The following is a 14240-nucleotide window of genomic DNA, read 5'->3' as shown; positions in this document are numbered from 1 at the left end:
GACTGCCTCCGTGTGGTTACCCGGCGGTGCGCGACAGCGCTTCCACCACGCGTTGCGCGGCCTGCACGGCGGCTCGGGCCGCCTGGGCCACCTTCATTTCATCCGGGGTCATGCCCGCGTCCATGGCGCGCTTGACCGACATGTCCATGGTCAGCAGTTCTTCGCCGACGGCCTTGGCCTTGCTGCCCGAAGGGTCGTCGGCGAGATCGAACGCCGACACGAATGCATCACTCATGGCTACCTCGCAGCCGGTAGGTGGTTGAACGTCCATCCTTGCGCAAATGCAGTTCTTTTGTGGAAATCGACTCCAGCACGTAGCCGCCGGGCAGCATGCCGCCCTCGAAAATGCGCTGCCCGTCGCCGATGGTGACGAAGCGCAACGGGTTCAGGGTCACGCCGCGCACCTGCAATCCCTCCAGCGGGTCGCCAGCCTGCGCGGCGGCCATCGCCGAATCGGAGGCCGCAGCCGGACCGGAGACTGCCGACAGCGCAGGCTGCGGGCGCCCGCCCGACTGCGCCGCCACGGGTTGCACCACCGGAGCGGCACGCACCACCGCGAAACGCACGGGCACCCCCAGATGGGCGCGGGCATAGGCCAGCACCTCGTCCAGCCGTTCGCGCTGGCGCGCATCCAGGTCGCCCGCCAGTTCCACGGTGCCCGGCAGGTAGCGCACCTGCACATGGCGCAGCCCCGCGCCGCCCAGAAGCCCGTCGAGCACGGGCGCAACGTCGCTGGCGTAGCGGATGTCGCGGGTCACCGGGGGCAGACTGGGCACGTCGTCGCGCAGCGCGCTGAAGGCCCAGGCTTCCACCAACCCGTCACGGACATAGCCAGCCACCTTGAGGGGGGCAGGCGCTTCGCCCTGCTGCCGTGCGGCGGACTGCGCGTCCATGAACTCGACCTCCGGATACAGTGCCCTGCTGTTGAAGGCCGCCTGCACCGCGTGCACCACGTCGTCGCGGACGGCCACATCTATCTGGACGGGATACAGCAGGTTCCGTGCCACCTTCCACACGGCGGCGCGCTGGCCGTCGTTGTCCAGCAGCCCGCGCACCACCACGCCGCCGTCGCCGGAGGCCACCTCCAGGCTGGTCACCCCGGCTCCGCGCAGGGCTTCCTCCACGGCGGCCACGCGTTCGGCGGGGGCTGGCGGGCGCGTTTCAACGGTGACGACGATGGCGACGGCGCACACCAGGGCCAGCAGCCCCGCCACAACGGATCTGCCACGCCGGGGTGGGGGAGCGGCAACGGTGCCGCCGGGCAGGGTCAGGCCGCCAACATCGTGGGCATCCGCAGCGGGCGAATCCTGCGACTTCGTTGGCGCTGGCTGAGCGCCGGGAGTGGCATCACCGGGCGCGACGCCGCCGGAAAGGTCTTCGGCTGGTGGGGAAGGTTGCGAAGCGCCATCAACGGGTCCGCCGCCCTCGCCGCCCGCACGGGGCCGGGCCAGCACGTCGTCCCATTCGGCGCCGGGCCGGTTCCAGGCAAGACAGGTATCGCCCAGCCAGCAGCCCGTGCCCGCCGCCAGCGGGGCACCCTGGGCCGGAATCTCCGCATCGCCCGCGCGCACGGCGCCGTCCAGAGGCGCCACATGCACTTCGGGCGCGGCACCCGGCCCTTCCCCGCGCGCCGCCACGGTCAGCGCGGCATGCCGCGCGGCCAGGGCCGCATCGCTCAGGATGATGTCGCACGAATCATCCGTGCCGACGACATGGACGCCTTCAGGCAAAACGACCTCAGCCCCCACGTGGGGGCCGGTGAAAATACGCAGCAATACGGTGGCGGACGCGCTCATCCCCGCCCCCCGGCGTCCGTCACAGGCACGGCATACACGATGGGCACGGCGGGTTCAGACGCCGCCGGATATCCCGGCACCATCTGGCTGCGCAGCTGCGACTCTGCCGGAGCCCTGGCGGGGGCAGCGGGCGAGGAACCGGGCGCGGCAGGCTCCGCGGGGTCCACCGTGGTCACGCTGCGGGTGCACCCGCCGCTGCGACGCGGGGCGGGCGCGGGCACCTTCTCGTTGTAGTCGCCCTGCGTGGCCGAGCGGTGGAACGAAGGATCGTCCACCCGTTCCGGCGTGGCGGGCAGTTCGTTAAGCCGGACCACCTTGGGGGTGATCAGGATCAGCCGTTCCATGCGCTTGCTGGTCTTGGAATTGGTCTTGAACAGGTGCCCCAGCACGGGAATGTCCATCAGGATGGGAATGCCCGTGTCGGTGGTGGACTTCTGCTCGTAGTAGTAGCCGCCGATAAGCAGGCTTTGGCCGCCGCCCACGATGGCCTGGGTATTGATCTTGGTCTGCTTGACCGGCGGTATGGCGGTGGAATTGGAAGTGCTCGTGGCGGAACTGTTGTCGTTCTGGTCGTCCTGCACGCTGACCACCAGCTTGATGGACTGCCCGCCGTCCTCGTTGCGGATGATGTGCGGGGTGACCCGCAGCACGGTGCCCGCCTCCACCTTGAACAGGTCCACGGCCTGATAACCCTGCACCTCTATGTAGTAGGTGCTGGTGTTTTCCAGGGTGGCCTGCACGTTGTCCACGGTGAGCACGGAGGGGCGCCCCAGCATGCGGGCCTCGCCGTTCTTTTCCAGCGCGGTGACCTGGGCGAGGAAGTAGTCGGAACCCATGGTGTAGATGGTGGACAGGGTAAGGCCGTTGCCCAGGGGCTTGCCGGGGCTGGGCAGGGTGGGAAAGGCGTCCGTGCCGGTGGAAAAGTCGCCACCGCCCGCCCAGCGCTGTCCGCTGCCCGCCGTGCCCTGATACGTCACGCCAAGGTCGCGCTTGTAGTCGCTGTCGATGTCCACGATGGCGGCGTGGATTTCCACCAGTTCCACCGGCTTGTCCAGGTCGCCGATGACCGATTCGTAGTAGGGCATGCGGTACACGGCGTCATGCACGATGACGGCGTTGACGCGCGGGTCGGCCATGATGCTGACCTGCTGCCCCCTGGCCTGGGCGGGCTGCTGGCCCCCCTGCTGCCCCTGCGGGGCCTGGGATTGCTGGGGCTGGGCCTGCTGCCGCCCCTGCGCCACCAGGCCGGTGCCGGAAAGCTTGTCCACCGTGGCCGGTTCCTGCGTGACGCGGGAGGCGCTGGCGGGCGAACCTGTGACCATGGCCCGCAGGATGCTGGCCACACCCGGCAGGGTCACCGTCTTGTCCATGCTGTTGACCGAAATGTCTTCGGCCCAGGCGTACTTGAGCGGAAAGACCCGCATCCCGAAGTTGCTGGTCTGCGCTTCCTCGAAGGCGGACACGGCGGCGGAAACCTGGTCCAGGTACCCCTGCGGCCCGGCCACCACGATCATGCCCCCGCCGGGCATGAGGTCGGCGGGCAACTGCGGCGACAGCACCGACGACTGCTTCAGCGCCTGATACAACGCCTCGGCGCTCATGACCCGGGGCGAAATGAAGATGCGGCTGGTTTCCGCCTCGCTGTAGAAGTTCAGCGTGGCGCCCACCCGGTACCACAGCACGCCGAAGGCGGCCCGCATGCCCTGCAGGAACTTTTCCGGGGGCACCGCGTCGAACCTGCCGCTCACCGTGCCGGTGACGCCGGGCGAGAACGACGCCCCAAGCCCCTGCGAGCGGGCGAAATCCATGAGCAGGACGGTAAGGTCCTCCTGCTCGGAATAGTGGGTGTACGCCCCCACGAACCCGCCAGAGCCGCCATATACGGGAGACGCGCCAGGTCCGGAAGACACGGGAGACGCGGCGGGCGCGGCCATGCAGGGCGTAACCGCCACCAGCAGGCACAGCAGCAGGGCAAGGATCGGCAGCGCACCGCGCACGACCCGCGCGACGGCCCCCGCGACCGCAAGACGAGGAACGGAAGGAAGTCGCGACCGCAGGACGAGCGACGGATGTTCTGGCTGCAAGGAAACCACCTTTCAACGACCTGATAACCACGTGGCCGACATGCCCGCGAACCTCGCATCGTAGCCGCCCCCGCTGCCCCCGCTGCCCGCCCGGTCGCCCGACCGGCCGCCGCCAGCCGACTGGGCCTGCACCCGCCCCCGCCACCAGGCGAGGTCGTTCAGGAACTCCCCGGCCTTGCGGGGCGCCTCGTCGGGCGATGCGGCCTCTTCCGGCGACAGTTGCCGGAACAGCACCAGCGCGCCGTCCTCCAGGGTCAGCACGGCGCCGCGGGTGCGGGCACGCGCCACGGCGCGCCGGGCGCATTCCGCCAGCAGGGCGTTGGCGGCGTTTTCGTCGGCGGGCAGATCGCCCACCTTGCCGCGCAGGATGCACATCCTGCCGTCCGGCGACAGCAGCTCCATGTCCAGCCCGCCATCAAGGCGGAACAGGTACCGTCCGCCCGTGGCATCGCCGGGCTGGCCCACGGGAACGGGTGGTTTCCAGCCCGCCGCGTTGGCGATGGCTTCCGCCGTTGTACGCATGATGGACATGCAGCCTCCCTGATGGTGACGCAATCTCGCGGGCGCCGCCGGGGGCGTGGAGCCGCGTGGCCCCACGCCCCCGACAGGCGCATCAGCCCAGAATCCGCGCGCGGGTCTGGTTCATGTTCTGCTGAATGGTGTCCATGCTCGACAACGTCTTCTGTATGAGTTGCGACAGGGATTCGTCCAGATCCTTCATGGCATCTCGTGCGGCGCGCATGCGTTCGATGTCGCCGTCCATTTCCTTGATGGCCGCGTCGAAGAACCCGCCCACGGCCTGGCCGATGCCGCCGAGCGCCGAATTCATGCCCTGCGCCCCGCTGTTCAGCACGCCGATCTGGGCATTGGTCCGCGCCTCCATGGCGGCGGCGGAACTGGTGAACGAGGCGGACATCTTCGGCAGGTTGTGCGACTCCGCGATGGCCGCGCCCTCGCGGAAATTCCCGGCCTGCTTCATGCCGGAGGCCTGCACGCTCATGACGGCGAAGCCCTGCGCGATGCTGAGCGCCCCGGAAACCACGCCCATGACCAGCTGAGCCACGGCCTTGGAGCGCATTTCGTCGGCCTGGTCGTTTATCCGGTCCACGATGGCCTCGGTCTGTTCCTTGCGGATGTCGGCGTTCTGCCTGCGTTCCTCGGAGGTCAGCGAGGTGATCAGCGACATCAGGGTGGCCCCCGGCGAAGGCGCCATGCTCAGCGACCCCAGATGCGTCAGCGCGTTCTGGTGCGGCAGGACAAGGCGCGGCAACTCGGTGGTAACGCTGCCCACGGCGTCGGAAAAGTTGCTTCCGGCGTTCACGGCCCGCAGCAGCGCCATGTCCAGCGCGGCCACGTCCACGTTTTCGCTGCGGGCGGATTGCACCAGCGCGTCGTACTGGGTGGCATTGAATCCGGGGATGTCCCGGACATTGGTTATGTTGGCCATGACTCTGCTCCTATGCCAGGGCGGGCGCACCGCCCAGGATGACCGTCTGCGCCTCGGCGTTTTCCTTCACGATGTCGCCCACCTTGCCCATCAGGTCCTCTGCCCGCTGCATTTCGGACTCCAGGAAATCGTGTTCCATGTCGATGGCCTGGCGGATGCGTTCGAGAATGGCGTCCAGTTCCTTGGCGTCGGCCTGCGACGAGGCGATCCTGTAGTCGATGACCGCCCCTGCGATGGTGCCCGCGCCCGTCCCCACCGCCACCCCGGCGCTGGTGAACTGGGCAATCTGCTGGGCGCGCGAGGCCACGTTGAGGGCGGTTTCCGCCGCCTTGGACGACATGGTCGCGGCAGAGGCCCCGGCGTTGGCGAAGCCAGCGCCCAGGCTGAGCGCCACGGAGGCGGCCGTCACCACCATCTGCATGGCGAAGCCGAACCACTTGGCCGTCTCGTCATCCATGCCGCAGGCCTTGCCCAGCTCGGTCATGCCCGCCATGAAACTTATCTTGCCGCCGGAGGCCTCGCTCATGATGGCGTCAACGGTCATGGCGGCGGCCATCACCCCCGCCGCGATCAGCAGCGGGTTGCCGGTGGCCACGCCCACTGCCGTGGTGGCGATGGCGGCAATGGCCCCGACGATGATGCCGATGATCTTGAACGCCTTCAGAAAGCCGTTGAGCACGGACTTGGAGCGCATCTCATCCAGCTGCTTGGCGATCTGCTCCAGCCTGTCCTGGTTGACCTTGGCCTGTTCGGCCGCCTTGCCCTTGATCTGGTCCACCCCGGCCTGGCAGGCCTGACGGCGCTCGGCGTTGCCGATGGCGGCCATGAGCGTTTCAAGGGCCAGGGCACCGGCGGGGGCGGCAAGCACCGGCAGGTCGCCCACGGCGGCTCCCCCCGCGCCGTCACCGGCAGGGGGCAGGGTGCCGTTGGCAGTGGTGCGCCGCGTGGTCAGGTCATCGCCGGATACGCCCGACACACCGCCAGCGGCCCCAAGGCCGCCGATGGTCAGGGCGCTCATGCGTCCTCCCCGGCCAGCAGGTCGAGCATGGCCTTGGCCTTGCGGTGCATGACGGCATGGGCCTCGTTGGCGGGGTCGCCCATCACTTCCACCCCCGCAAAGGTCGCCCTGGCGTTCTCCTTGTCGCCCAGCTTCATGTAGCACAGCCCGGCGTGCACGAAGGGCGTGGGGTCCGAAAGGGCGCTGGCCATGCCCGCCATGCCGTAGGCGTCGATGGCCGCGGCATGCTGGCCAAGGGCCTGGCGGCACCCGGCAAGGCCCATCCAGTAGCGTTCGTCGTTGTGGTCGTAGAGGCACAGCGCGCGGAACATGGTTTCCGCGTCGGCATAGCTGCCCGCCGTGTACAGGTTGTAGGCCAGCGCGTAGCCCGCCTCCAGCTGTTCCTGCTGCACGTTGCACACTGCACCCACGGAGGCCCCCTGAAAGAAGCCCTCCACCATGGTCTTCAACTGCTCTTCGCTGAACTGCGGCTCGGCGCCGGCTTCGCTGTTGGGACGCATACAAACTCCTCGAACGAATCTGGGTAGGTGGACGATCGGGATGGCTGTGCCCGGCTGCGGTGCCGCACGGGCCGGACAGCGGGCGGTGCGCGGCGCGCTAGCGGCCCGTGGCCAGTGCCTGCAAGGTCTGGTTGCCCTGCTGGATGGCCGAGTTGGCGCCTTGCAGGTACGAATTGTACTGGCCCATGTAATCCTGCACGAAGACCATCAGCTGCTGGGTGTCGGTGCCCAGCTGGTCGCGGTAGGCGGTCAGCGACTGGATGTTGTATTCCCACTCGTCCTTGTTGTGATGGACGTCGTTGCCCTTGGTGTCATACTTCAGGCCGTTCTTGTTGAAGTAGGCCACCATGTCGGCGGGCATGTCGGTGGCCTTGTCGCCGGCCTTGGCCTGGTTCTGCAGGTCGCGCGCCTTGGCGATCATGGCGGCGCATTCCTTCTGCGCTTCCTGGCTCTTCTGGATCTTGTTGATGTTCTCCATGGCCCCGTTCTTGGCCAACTGGGCCTGGGCCAGGTTCAGCTTGGCGAACAGCATTTGCAGGCTGCCGGTGGGGCCAAGGTCGATGGAATCCATGATCGACGAAACGCTGTTGTTGTTGACCTGCGACATGGGAAACTCCTTGGGATTGCGTGCGGGAGCGGGCAAGAGCGCCCGGATGCAGCGGACTGGAGCAGGCTGACGTTGCAACGCGCTGCCCGGCGTGGTCGGCGGAAGCGCATTCCGCCTGCGCCTCGTGGCGCTCCCGGCGGTGCATGCGCCGGGCGGCAGGGCATGTGCAACGTGAACGGGCTCTACAGGCGGACGGCGCCCCGACGGCCCGCGCCGGGAGCCTTGGCCGGGCCGGAGGCGGCGGGGCGGCCCTGGGCGGCCCGGCTTTCGCCTTCGCGGCGGGCAGCCTGCTGCGCCGCGTCGAACGCGGTGCGCACTTCGGCGGGCAGCTTGTCCATGTCGATGGAATCAAGATCCGCGGCGGCGATGCCGCCTTCCTTCATCTGCGCGTCGAACCGGGCGTTCAGCCGCGACAGTTCGTCCTCGAGCTGCCGCAATTGTTCCTGCTGATCCTCGAAATCCTTCTCGGTGAAAGCCATGGTGTCCTCCTGCCTGGTGAAGTGAATGAACCCGCCATTGCAGCAAGGATGCCAAACCCGGCCCAGGCGCGAACCCCTTGTCCGCGTGGATTCCGGCCCCGGGCAACCGAACCGCTGCAAACCAACTTGCCATTCCCGATCCAACAACGTTAGCACACGAAAGGCAGTCTGCAAAAAATATGGGCATGCAGAGAGCGCGCAGCGCAAGCGACACCGGGCCCATGACGCGCGAATGGAACAAAAATGCGGGCAGGGGCTGCAAGGGTGCATGAGGCAGGCGGGCACTGCGGAGCCCCCGTGCCGTGCAGTTTCGCGCGGGTCGCGAGACACGGCTGCGCCGCCTGTTTGTCATGTGTGCACTGTTGCCGAATATCCCGTTACTGTGGCATTTTCGCCTCGACGTTCATATTCCGGAGTGCACGCCGCAATCCACTGGTGTCCAGTTATCAAGGTCGCCGCGTCACGGCAAGAGCCTGACCGCAAAGACCTGTTCCTCGTCATGGCGTGATTCTCGCATGGGCCGCGCCAACGCGGCCCCCGGCCAAGGAGAGGACGATACCCATGAGCTTCGATTTTCGTGTCAACACCCAGGCCGCTTCCACCACCGTGGGCGGCGCGCGGGGTGACAGGCAGACGGCGGACGCGGCCACCGGTTCGCTGCTCGGCCGTACCGCCACGGTTGCCGAATCGCCCATGTCGCTGCTGGCCGACGCCGCCGAGGAACTGACCTTTGGCGCGGACACCACCGACGACTTCGAACTGTCCGAGCGCAAGGAACGCCAGAGCACCGAAGACGCCCTGGCCGAGCGCGTGCAACTGTACAAGGAACTGATGCACCAGGCGGGCAAGGGCGAGGCCCTCGACCGCATGAAGGACGGCCTGCGCGCCAAGCAGGGCAAGGAAGACGCCCTGCGCGAAGCCCTTTCGCACTTTCCGGACCCCAGCGACGCATGGGCCGCGCTGTCCGATGCCCTGCGCGAATTCGAAGGCGACCCGGGCGTGGCCCCCGGCACCATTGACGGCATCCGTGCCGCCATCGCAGAACTGGAAGCCACGCAGGGCCCGGCCATCCGGGCCGGGGTGCAGGGGGCGCTGGCCTCTGCCGGGTTCGACGCGCTTGGCGGCAGCGACGAGTTGCGCGACCTGTACCGCGACACCGTGTGCGGCTTTTCCTCGGTCGAGCAGGTGTTCGCGCACCTCACCGAACGCTACGGCGAAGCCAGCTTCGACACCGCCGTGGACTTCCTGTACCGGGCGCTCGGCAACGACCTTGCCTCCGATGCGCCCAGCATGGAAAGCACCCACCTCGAAAGCGTCAACACCAGCCTTGGCCAGTTGCGCCTGCTGCACAGCGCCCACGCCCTGTGCGCGGACGTGATGTCCCGCTGGGAACGGGTGCACGGCGTGTCCGACTGCCCGCTCACCTCGCGGGCGCTGCTGGAGCAGATGGTGACCCTGCGGTCGGAAAATTTTCTGGGGGCCATGCATATCGAGCGCATCGCCGCGCAGGCCAAGGCGCCGGACATCGAACACGAGGTGCTGTTCCTGCAAGAGATGCTGCGCATGGCCCGCTCGGTGCCGCCGCAGTTGTTCAACGGCGTGCAGGGGCGCATGAAGCTGCTCGACGCCGTGCAGGAGGCCGTGGACAAGGCCATAGAACGAGAAGACGCCTGGCTGGCGGCACAGGACGGGGGACAATGATGTTGCAAGAGGCCATCGCATCATTCGGACAGCGCATGGGCATGTCCGGGCTGCAACTGCCCGGGGCCGACCCCGCGCGGCCCGACGCGCCGCGCCTGATCGCCCTGGACGTGGACGGCATGGGCCGCCTGCACCTGGAGGCCACCGACGGCGAACTGCTGATCTATCTTTCGCGCCCCTTTCCCGCGCACGACGCGGACATGCCCCGGCGCATGCTGGCCCTGTGCCACTACCGGCACGCCCGTCCCCTGCCCTTGCAGGCGGGAGTGCACGCGGGGCAGGCCATTCTTCTCACGCGCCTGCCGGAGCGGCTGGCCACCGCCGCCGCCATGGAGACGGCGACGGACCTTCTGGCGCGCATCATGGATGAAGCAACCGGCAGGAATGGTGGCGCATGAGCCGCAATGTAGGCATTTTCGACGGGTCGTTGGGCATCCAGACCGTGCTGGACGTGGACGCCGGGCGCGACCCCATGCCCAAGGCCCGCCCCCTGGCGGCCAGCGTGCTGCGCGAGGCGGGGCTGGAGGAACTGTACGCCCCCCGCAACGCCCGGCAGATAGTGGAACAGGCGCTGTGCCCGCCCGTGGGTGACGGCGAGATGCTGCGCCCCGACGTGTTCGGGGCCAACCTGAGCGCCTGCCTCGACGCGCTGTCCATGGAACGCGACCCCGCCGTGCGCGACTTCGTGCGCAACGACCTTGCCCCCCTGCTGGAAAACGCCGAACTGCTCCGGGCCTATGCCGGACTGATGGTGGGGGGCTAGTCGTGCCCATCGCCCCGGAGTGCCGCAACACCCTGCACGTGCTTGGCTATCTCTTTCTGCGCATGGGCCGCAACGACAGCGCCCGCCGCACCTTTGCGGCGCTGGCCGCCGTGCTGCCGCCCGACGCGCCCCGCGCCGAGGCAAGCCGGGTGCGCCGCTGCCTGGCCGCCGTGGCCGTGGCCGAAGGCGACGGCGGTGCCGCGCTCGAACACCTGCACGCGGCCATGGACGGGGTGACCCTGTCCTCTGCCGATGCGGCCCTGCACCTGCTGCGCGCCCAGGCGCTGTGGCAGCAGGGGCGGCAGGACGAGGCGCGCACCGCCATGGACACGTACCGGCACATGGCGGGGGTGCAGGCATGACCATGCTTGCCCGCGCCAACACCGCCGTGAATGCCGTTACCCGGCACAACGACCTGGCCATCGTCGCCCTGCTGGTGGTGGTGGTCGCGCTGATGATCCTGCCGCTGCCCACCCCGCTGGTGGACACGCTGATCGGCGCCAACATGGCCCTTTCGTTCGTCATGCTGATGATGTCCATGTACGTGCGCAGCGTGCTGGACTTTTCGGTGTTTCCCACCATGCTGCTGTTCACCACGCTGTTCCGCGTGGGGCTGAACATCACCACCACCCGGCTCATCCTGCTGCAGGCCGACGCGGGCGAAATCATCTTCGTGTTCGGCGAATACGCGCTTGGCGGCAACTTCGTGGTGGGCGCGGTGGTCTTCGTCATCCTGACCATCGTGCAGTTCCTGGTCATCGCCAAGGGCGCCGAACGCGTGGCCGAAGTGGGCGCGCGCTTCACCCTGGACGCCATGCCCGGCAAGCAGATGTCCATCGACGCGGACATGCGCGCGGGCGTCATCGACATGGAGGAAGCCCAGCGCCGCCGCAGCATGGTGTCGCAGGAAAGCCAGATGTACGGCGCCATGGACGGCGCCATGAAGTTCGTCAAGGGCGACAGCATCGCCGGCATGATCGTGGCCGTGGTCAACATCGTGGGCGGCACGGTCATCGGCATCACCCAGCACGGCATGACCGGGGCCGACGCCCTGCACACCTACGGCATCCTGACCATCGGCGACGGCCTGGTCTCGCAGATACCCTCGCTGCTGGTGTCCATTTCGGCGGGCATCCTGATTACCCGCACGGGCGATTCGGGCGGCAACGTGGGCGCGCAGATCGGCGGGCAGATATTCGGCCAGCCAAAGGCGCTGCTGATGGCGGGCGGGCTGGTGTTCCTGTTCGCGCTGGTGCCGGGCTTTCCCAAGCCGCAGCTGTTCGGGCTGGCCCTTGCCATCGGCGGGTTCGGCTACGTGCTGCAACGCATGGCCGAGGCCCCCGTGGCCGCCGACCCCAGGGCGGAACTGAGCCGCTCGCTGGCCCCGGCCGCGCGGCCACGCACGCCGCGCCCCGGCACGGGGCAGCCCGGCGACGATTTCGCCCCCACCGTGCCCATCATCCTGGACCTTTCGGCGGAACTGGGCGAGGCCCTGCACTACGATGCCCTGAACGAGGAACTGATCAACCTGCGCCGGGCGTTGTACTTCGACCTCGGCGTGCCGTTCCCGGGCATCAACATCCGGCCCAGTCCCGGCCTGGAAGGGCTTTCCTACGTCCTGAACCTGAACGAGATTCCCATGTCGCGCGGCACGCTGGAACGGGGCATGTCCCTGGCCCGCGACACCAGCGAAAACCTGGCCATGCTGGGCGTTGCCGCAAAGACGGGCGAACGCTTCCTGCCCGACGTGGACCCCCTGTGGGTGCCCGACGAGCAGCTGCACCTGCTGGACAAGGCGGGCATAGGACACATGAGCCACGCGCGCATCCTGGCCTACCACCTGTCGCTGGTGCTTTCGCGCCACGCCAGCAACTTCCTGGGCATGCAGGAGGCCAAGTACCTGCTCGACCGCATGGAAGAACGCGCGCCCGACCTGGTGCGCGAGGCAACGCGCCTGCTGCCGGTGCAACGCATCGCGGAAATCTTCCAGCGCCTGGTGCAGGAACAGATTTCCATCCGCGACCTGCGCAACATCCTGGAAGCGCTCATCGAATGGAGCCCCAAGGAAAAGGACACGGTCATGCTGACCGAGTACGTGCGCGGCGCGTTGAAGCGGCAGATCAGCTACATGCATTCGCGCGGGCAGAACATGCTGCCCGCCATCCTGCTGGACCCGCAGGTGGAGGAAACCATCCGCAAGGCCATCCGCCAGACCTCGGCGGGGGCGTTCCTGGCGCTGGAGCCTTCGGTGACCGAGCGGTTCATGAAGGCCGTGGGCGATGCCGCCGGGCGCTACGCAAGCCACGCCCAGAAGCCGGTGATCATGACCTCCATGGACATCCGGCGCTACGTGCGCAGGCTGATAGAGGGCGACCACTACGGGCTGGCGGTGATCTCGTACCAGGAACTGACGCCCGAAATATCGGTGCAGCCGGTCAACCGCATCCGGCTGTAGCCGGGCCGCAGGAGAACCCACGTGGAATCCATGGCCATGACCTACGCGGTGAAGGCGCTGTACCTGGTGCTGATGCTGTCCATGCCGCCCATCGTCGTGGCCTCGGTCATCGGCATCCTGATCAGCCTCGTGCAGGCCATCACCCAGTTGCAGGAACAGACGCTGACCTTCGGGGTCAAGCTCATCGCCGTGGTGCTCACGCTGTTCCTGATGGGCGGGTGGTTCGGCGCGGAACTGCTGCGCTTCGCGGACGAGATCTTCGTGCGCTTCTACCTGCTGTAGGCACGCCATGGCCCCCCACGTACCGGCATTGCCCATCCAGGCCCTGTTCGACCAGCTGGGCCTGTTCGACCACCTGCTGGCCGTGGTGGCGGGCATGCCCAGACTGTTCATGGTCGCCCAGGTGGCGCCGTTTCTGGCGGGCAGCGTGGTGACCGGGCAGTTGCGCATGGTGCTGGTGTTCGCCTGCTACCTGCCGGTGCACCCCGTGATACTGGGGCAGTTGCCCAAGGGCAGCGTGTTCGACCTGACCCTGCTTGGCCACTACGGGGCGCTGGTGCTGAAGGAATCGCTGATGGGGCTGGTGCTGGGGCTGCTGGCGGGCATCGCCTTCTGGACGGTGCAGAGCGCGGGCTTTCTCATCGACAACCAGCGCGGGGCCTCCATGGCGGAGGAATCCGACCCCATGTCGGGCGAACAGACCACGCCCACCGGGGCCTTCCTGCTGCAAACGATGATGTACCTGTTCTACACCAGCGGGGCCTTCCTGGCCTTTCTGGGCCTGCTGTACGCCTCGTACGAGATCTGGCCCGTGCCCTCGCTGGCGCCGCTGGCATGGAGCATCGAGGTGCCCCTGCTGTTCGCCGGGCGGGTGGCGTGGCTGATGTCGCACATGGTGCTGCTGGCCGGGCCCCTCGTGGTGGCCTGCCTGCTGGCCGACATTTCGCTGGGCCTCGTCAACCGCTTTGCCTCGCAGCTCAACGTGTACGTGCTGGCCATGCCGGTGAAGAGCGCGGTGGCCAGCCTGCTGCTGGTGCTGTACTTCGGCGCGCTGGCGGCCAAGACGCCGGACCTGTTCGCCGAAGTCGCCGCCGACCTGCAACGCCTGCAAGGCTTGCTGCCTTAGGGGCAGTTTCCAAATTGTCCTTTCGCCCGTTGGCATCCGACCCGAAGGGCGTGAAGCGTGGCCGTCGGGCGAGCCTGCGAGCCCTACGGACATCGTGCGCAACGAGGTCAAACTTCACCTGCCATAGCTCTGCTGTCCTTATCCGTAAGGTTCGCAAGCTCACCTAACGGCTAAGGCTCGGTCAAATACGATAAGAGTGCGCTGCGGTCCTCATCCGTAAGGCTCGCAAGCTCGCCAAACGGCTGAGGCATACTCCCTCATGGC

General features: G+C 67.8%; 16 protein-coding genes. 7 read left to right on the top strand and 9 right to left on the bottom strand.

Annotated elements, in window-relative coordinates:
• Window positions 1-16: 16 nt before the first annotated feature.
• The 9 genes from K6142_RS00850 to K6142_RS00810 all read right to left on the bottom strand — a co-directional run bounded on the left by K6142_RS00850 (window position 17) and on the right by K6142_RS00810 (window position 7931).
• A complete protein-coding gene (locus K6142_RS00850; protein ID WP_190245212.1) occupies window positions 17-235 on the bottom strand; it encodes a hypothetical protein in 219 nt (72 codons plus the stop codon).
• Window positions 228-1796: a type III secretion system inner membrane ring subunit SctD gene (gene sctD / locus K6142_RS00845; protein WP_190245211.1), complete on the bottom strand. Its 1569-nt coding sequence runs from the start codon at window positions 1794-1796 to the stop codon at window positions 228-230. The genes K6142_RS00850 and sctD overlap by 8 nt, the downstream gene beginning before the upstream one ends.
• Window positions 1793-3793, bottom strand: a complete 2001-nt coding sequence (sctC, locus tag K6142_RS00840; RefSeq protein ID WP_190245210.1) for a type III secretion system outer membrane ring subunit SctC — start codon at window positions 3791-3793, stop codon at window positions 1793-1795. Before sctC ends, sctD begins: the two co-directional genes overlap by 4 nt.
• A gap of 99 nt (window positions 3794-3892) precedes the next feature.
• On the bottom strand, window positions 3893-4411 hold the full coding sequence (locus K6142_RS00835) for a CesT family type III secretion system chaperone (protein WP_190245209.1): 519 nt from the start codon (window positions 4409-4411) through the stop codon (window positions 3893-3895).
• An 82-nt stretch (window positions 4412-4493) separates the two neighbouring features.
• A complete protein-coding gene (sctB, locus tag K6142_RS00830; RefSeq protein WP_190245208.1) occupies window positions 4494-5327 on the bottom strand; it encodes a type III secretion system translocon subunit SctB in 834 nt (277 codons plus the stop codon).
• Between the two features lie 10 nt (window positions 5328-5337).
• Window positions 5338-6345 carry a type III secretion system protein gene (locus K6142_RS00825; protein WP_190245207.1) on the bottom strand — a complete coding sequence of 336 codons (1008 nt, stop codon included), beginning with the start codon at window positions 6343-6345 and terminating at the stop codon, window positions 5338-5340.
• On the bottom strand, window positions 6342-6845 hold the full coding sequence (locus K6142_RS00820; RefSeq protein ID WP_190245206.1) for a SycD/LcrH family type III secretion system chaperone: 504 nt from the start codon (window positions 6843-6845) through the stop codon (window positions 6342-6344). The genes K6142_RS00825 and K6142_RS00820 overlap by 4 nt, the downstream gene beginning before the upstream one ends.
• Before the next feature lie 97 nt (window positions 6846-6942).
• Window positions 6943-7452, bottom strand: a complete 510-nt coding sequence (locus tag K6142_RS00815) for a hypothetical protein (protein WP_190245205.1) — start codon at window positions 7450-7452, stop codon at window positions 6943-6945.
• Between the two features lie 182 nt (window positions 7453-7634).
• Window positions 7635-7931 carry a hypothetical protein gene (locus tag K6142_RS00810; protein ID WP_015946053.1) on the bottom strand — a complete coding sequence of 99 codons (297 nt, stop codon included), beginning with the start codon at window positions 7929-7931 and terminating at the stop codon, window positions 7635-7637.
• A 561-nt stretch (window positions 7932-8492) separates the two neighbouring features.
• Here K6142_RS00810 and sctW point away from each other — a divergent pair.
• From sctW to sctT, 7 genes are read left to right on the top strand one after another with little or no spacing between them, the layout of a single operon-like run.
• A complete protein-coding gene (sctW, locus tag K6142_RS00805; protein ID WP_190246085.1) occupies window positions 8493-9632 on the top strand; it encodes a type III secretion system gatekeeper subunit SctW in 1140 nt (379 codons plus the stop codon).
• Window positions 9629-10030, top strand: coding sequence for a type III secretion chaperone SycN (gene sycN / locus K6142_RS00800; protein ID WP_190246084.1), 402 nt, complete (start codon window positions 9629-9631; stop codon window positions 10028-10030). The genes sctW and sycN overlap by 4 nt, the downstream gene beginning before the upstream one ends.
• Window positions 10027-10395 (top strand): type III secretion protein, encoded by a 369-nt coding sequence (locus K6142_RS00795; RefSeq protein WP_190246083.1) that lies wholly within the window; start codon window positions 10027-10029, stop codon window positions 10393-10395. The genes sycN and K6142_RS00795 overlap by 4 nt, the downstream gene beginning before the upstream one ends.
• A 2-nt stretch (window positions 10396-10397) precedes the next feature.
• Entirely contained in the window at window positions 10398-10757 is a 360-nt protein-coding gene (locus K6142_RS00790; RefSeq protein WP_223380713.1) for a tetratricopeptide repeat protein, read from the top strand.
• Window positions 10754-12850 (top strand): type III secretion system export apparatus subunit SctV, encoded by a 2097-nt coding sequence (gene sctV, locus K6142_RS00785; RefSeq protein ID WP_190245881.1) that lies wholly within the window; start codon window positions 10754-10756, stop codon window positions 12848-12850. Before K6142_RS00790 ends, sctV begins: the two co-directional genes overlap by 4 nt.
• Before the next feature lie 21 nt (window positions 12851-12871).
• A complete protein-coding gene (gene sctS, locus K6142_RS00780; protein WP_015946047.1) occupies window positions 12872-13132 on the top strand; it encodes a type III secretion system export apparatus subunit SctS in 261 nt (86 codons plus the stop codon).
• Between the two features lie 7 nt (window positions 13133-13139).
• Window positions 13140-13976: a type III secretion system export apparatus subunit SctT gene (gene sctT / locus K6142_RS00775; protein ID WP_190245882.1), complete on the top strand. Its 837-nt coding sequence runs from the start codon at window positions 13140-13142 to the stop codon at window positions 13974-13976.
• Window positions 13977-14240: the final 264 nt, after the last annotated feature.

This window comes from Nitratidesulfovibrio sp. SRB-5 (assembly GCF_019931275.1).
Classification (GTDB): domain Bacteria; phylum Desulfobacterota; class Desulfovibrionia; order Desulfovibrionales; family Desulfovibrionaceae; genus Cupidesulfovibrio.
The sequence above is the reverse complement of the archived record's forward strand: the minus strand, read 5'-3'. Positions and strand labels throughout refer to the sequence as shown.

Bases quoted from the DNA above. Each gene is read 5' to 3' on its own strand.
- K6142_RS00850 (WP_190245212.1), bottom strand. From the start codon at position 235: ATGAGTGATGCATTCGTGTCGGCGTTCGATCTCGCCGACGACCCTTCG.
- sctT (WP_190245882.1), top strand. From the start codon at position 13,140: ATGGCCCCCCACGTACCGGCATTGCCCATCCAGGCCCTGTTCGACCAG.
- K6142_RS00825 (WP_190245207.1), bottom strand. From the start codon at position 6,345: ATGAGCGCCCTGACCATCGGCGGCCTTGGGGCCGCTGGCGGTGTGTCG.
- K6142_RS00815 (WP_190245205.1), bottom strand. From the start codon at position 7,452: ATGTCGCAGGTCAACAACAACAGCGTTTCGTCGATCATGGATTCCATC.
- sctD (WP_190245211.1), bottom strand. From the start codon at position 1,796: ATGAGCGCGTCCGCCACCGTATTGCTGCGTATTTTCACCGGCCCCCAC.
- sctW (WP_190246085.1), top strand. From the start codon at position 8,493: ATGAGCTTCGATTTTCGTGTCAACACCCAGGCCGCTTCCACCACCGTG.
- sycN (WP_190246084.1), top strand. From the start codon at position 9,629: ATGATGTTGCAAGAGGCCATCGCATCATTCGGACAGCGCATGGGCATG.
- K6142_RS00810 (WP_015946053.1), bottom strand. From the start codon at position 7,931: ATGGCTTTCACCGAGAAGGATTTCGAGGATCAGCAGGAACAATTGCGG.
- sctV (WP_190245881.1), top strand. From the start codon at position 10,754: ATGACCATGCTTGCCCGCGCCAACACCGCCGTGAATGCCGTTACCCGG.
- K6142_RS00795 (WP_190246083.1), top strand. From the start codon at position 10,027: ATGAGCCGCAATGTAGGCATTTTCGACGGGTCGTTGGGCATCCAGACC.
- sctB (WP_190245208.1), bottom strand. From the start codon at position 5,327: ATGGCCAACATAACCAATGTCCGGGACATCCCCGGATTCAATGCCACC.
- K6142_RS00820 (WP_190245206.1), bottom strand. From the start codon at position 6,845: ATGCGTCCCAACAGCGAAGCCGGCGCCGAGCCGCAGTTCAGCGAAGAG.
- K6142_RS00835 (WP_190245209.1), bottom strand. From the start codon at position 4,411: ATGTCCATCATGCGTACAACGGCGGAAGCCATCGCCAACGCGGCGGGC.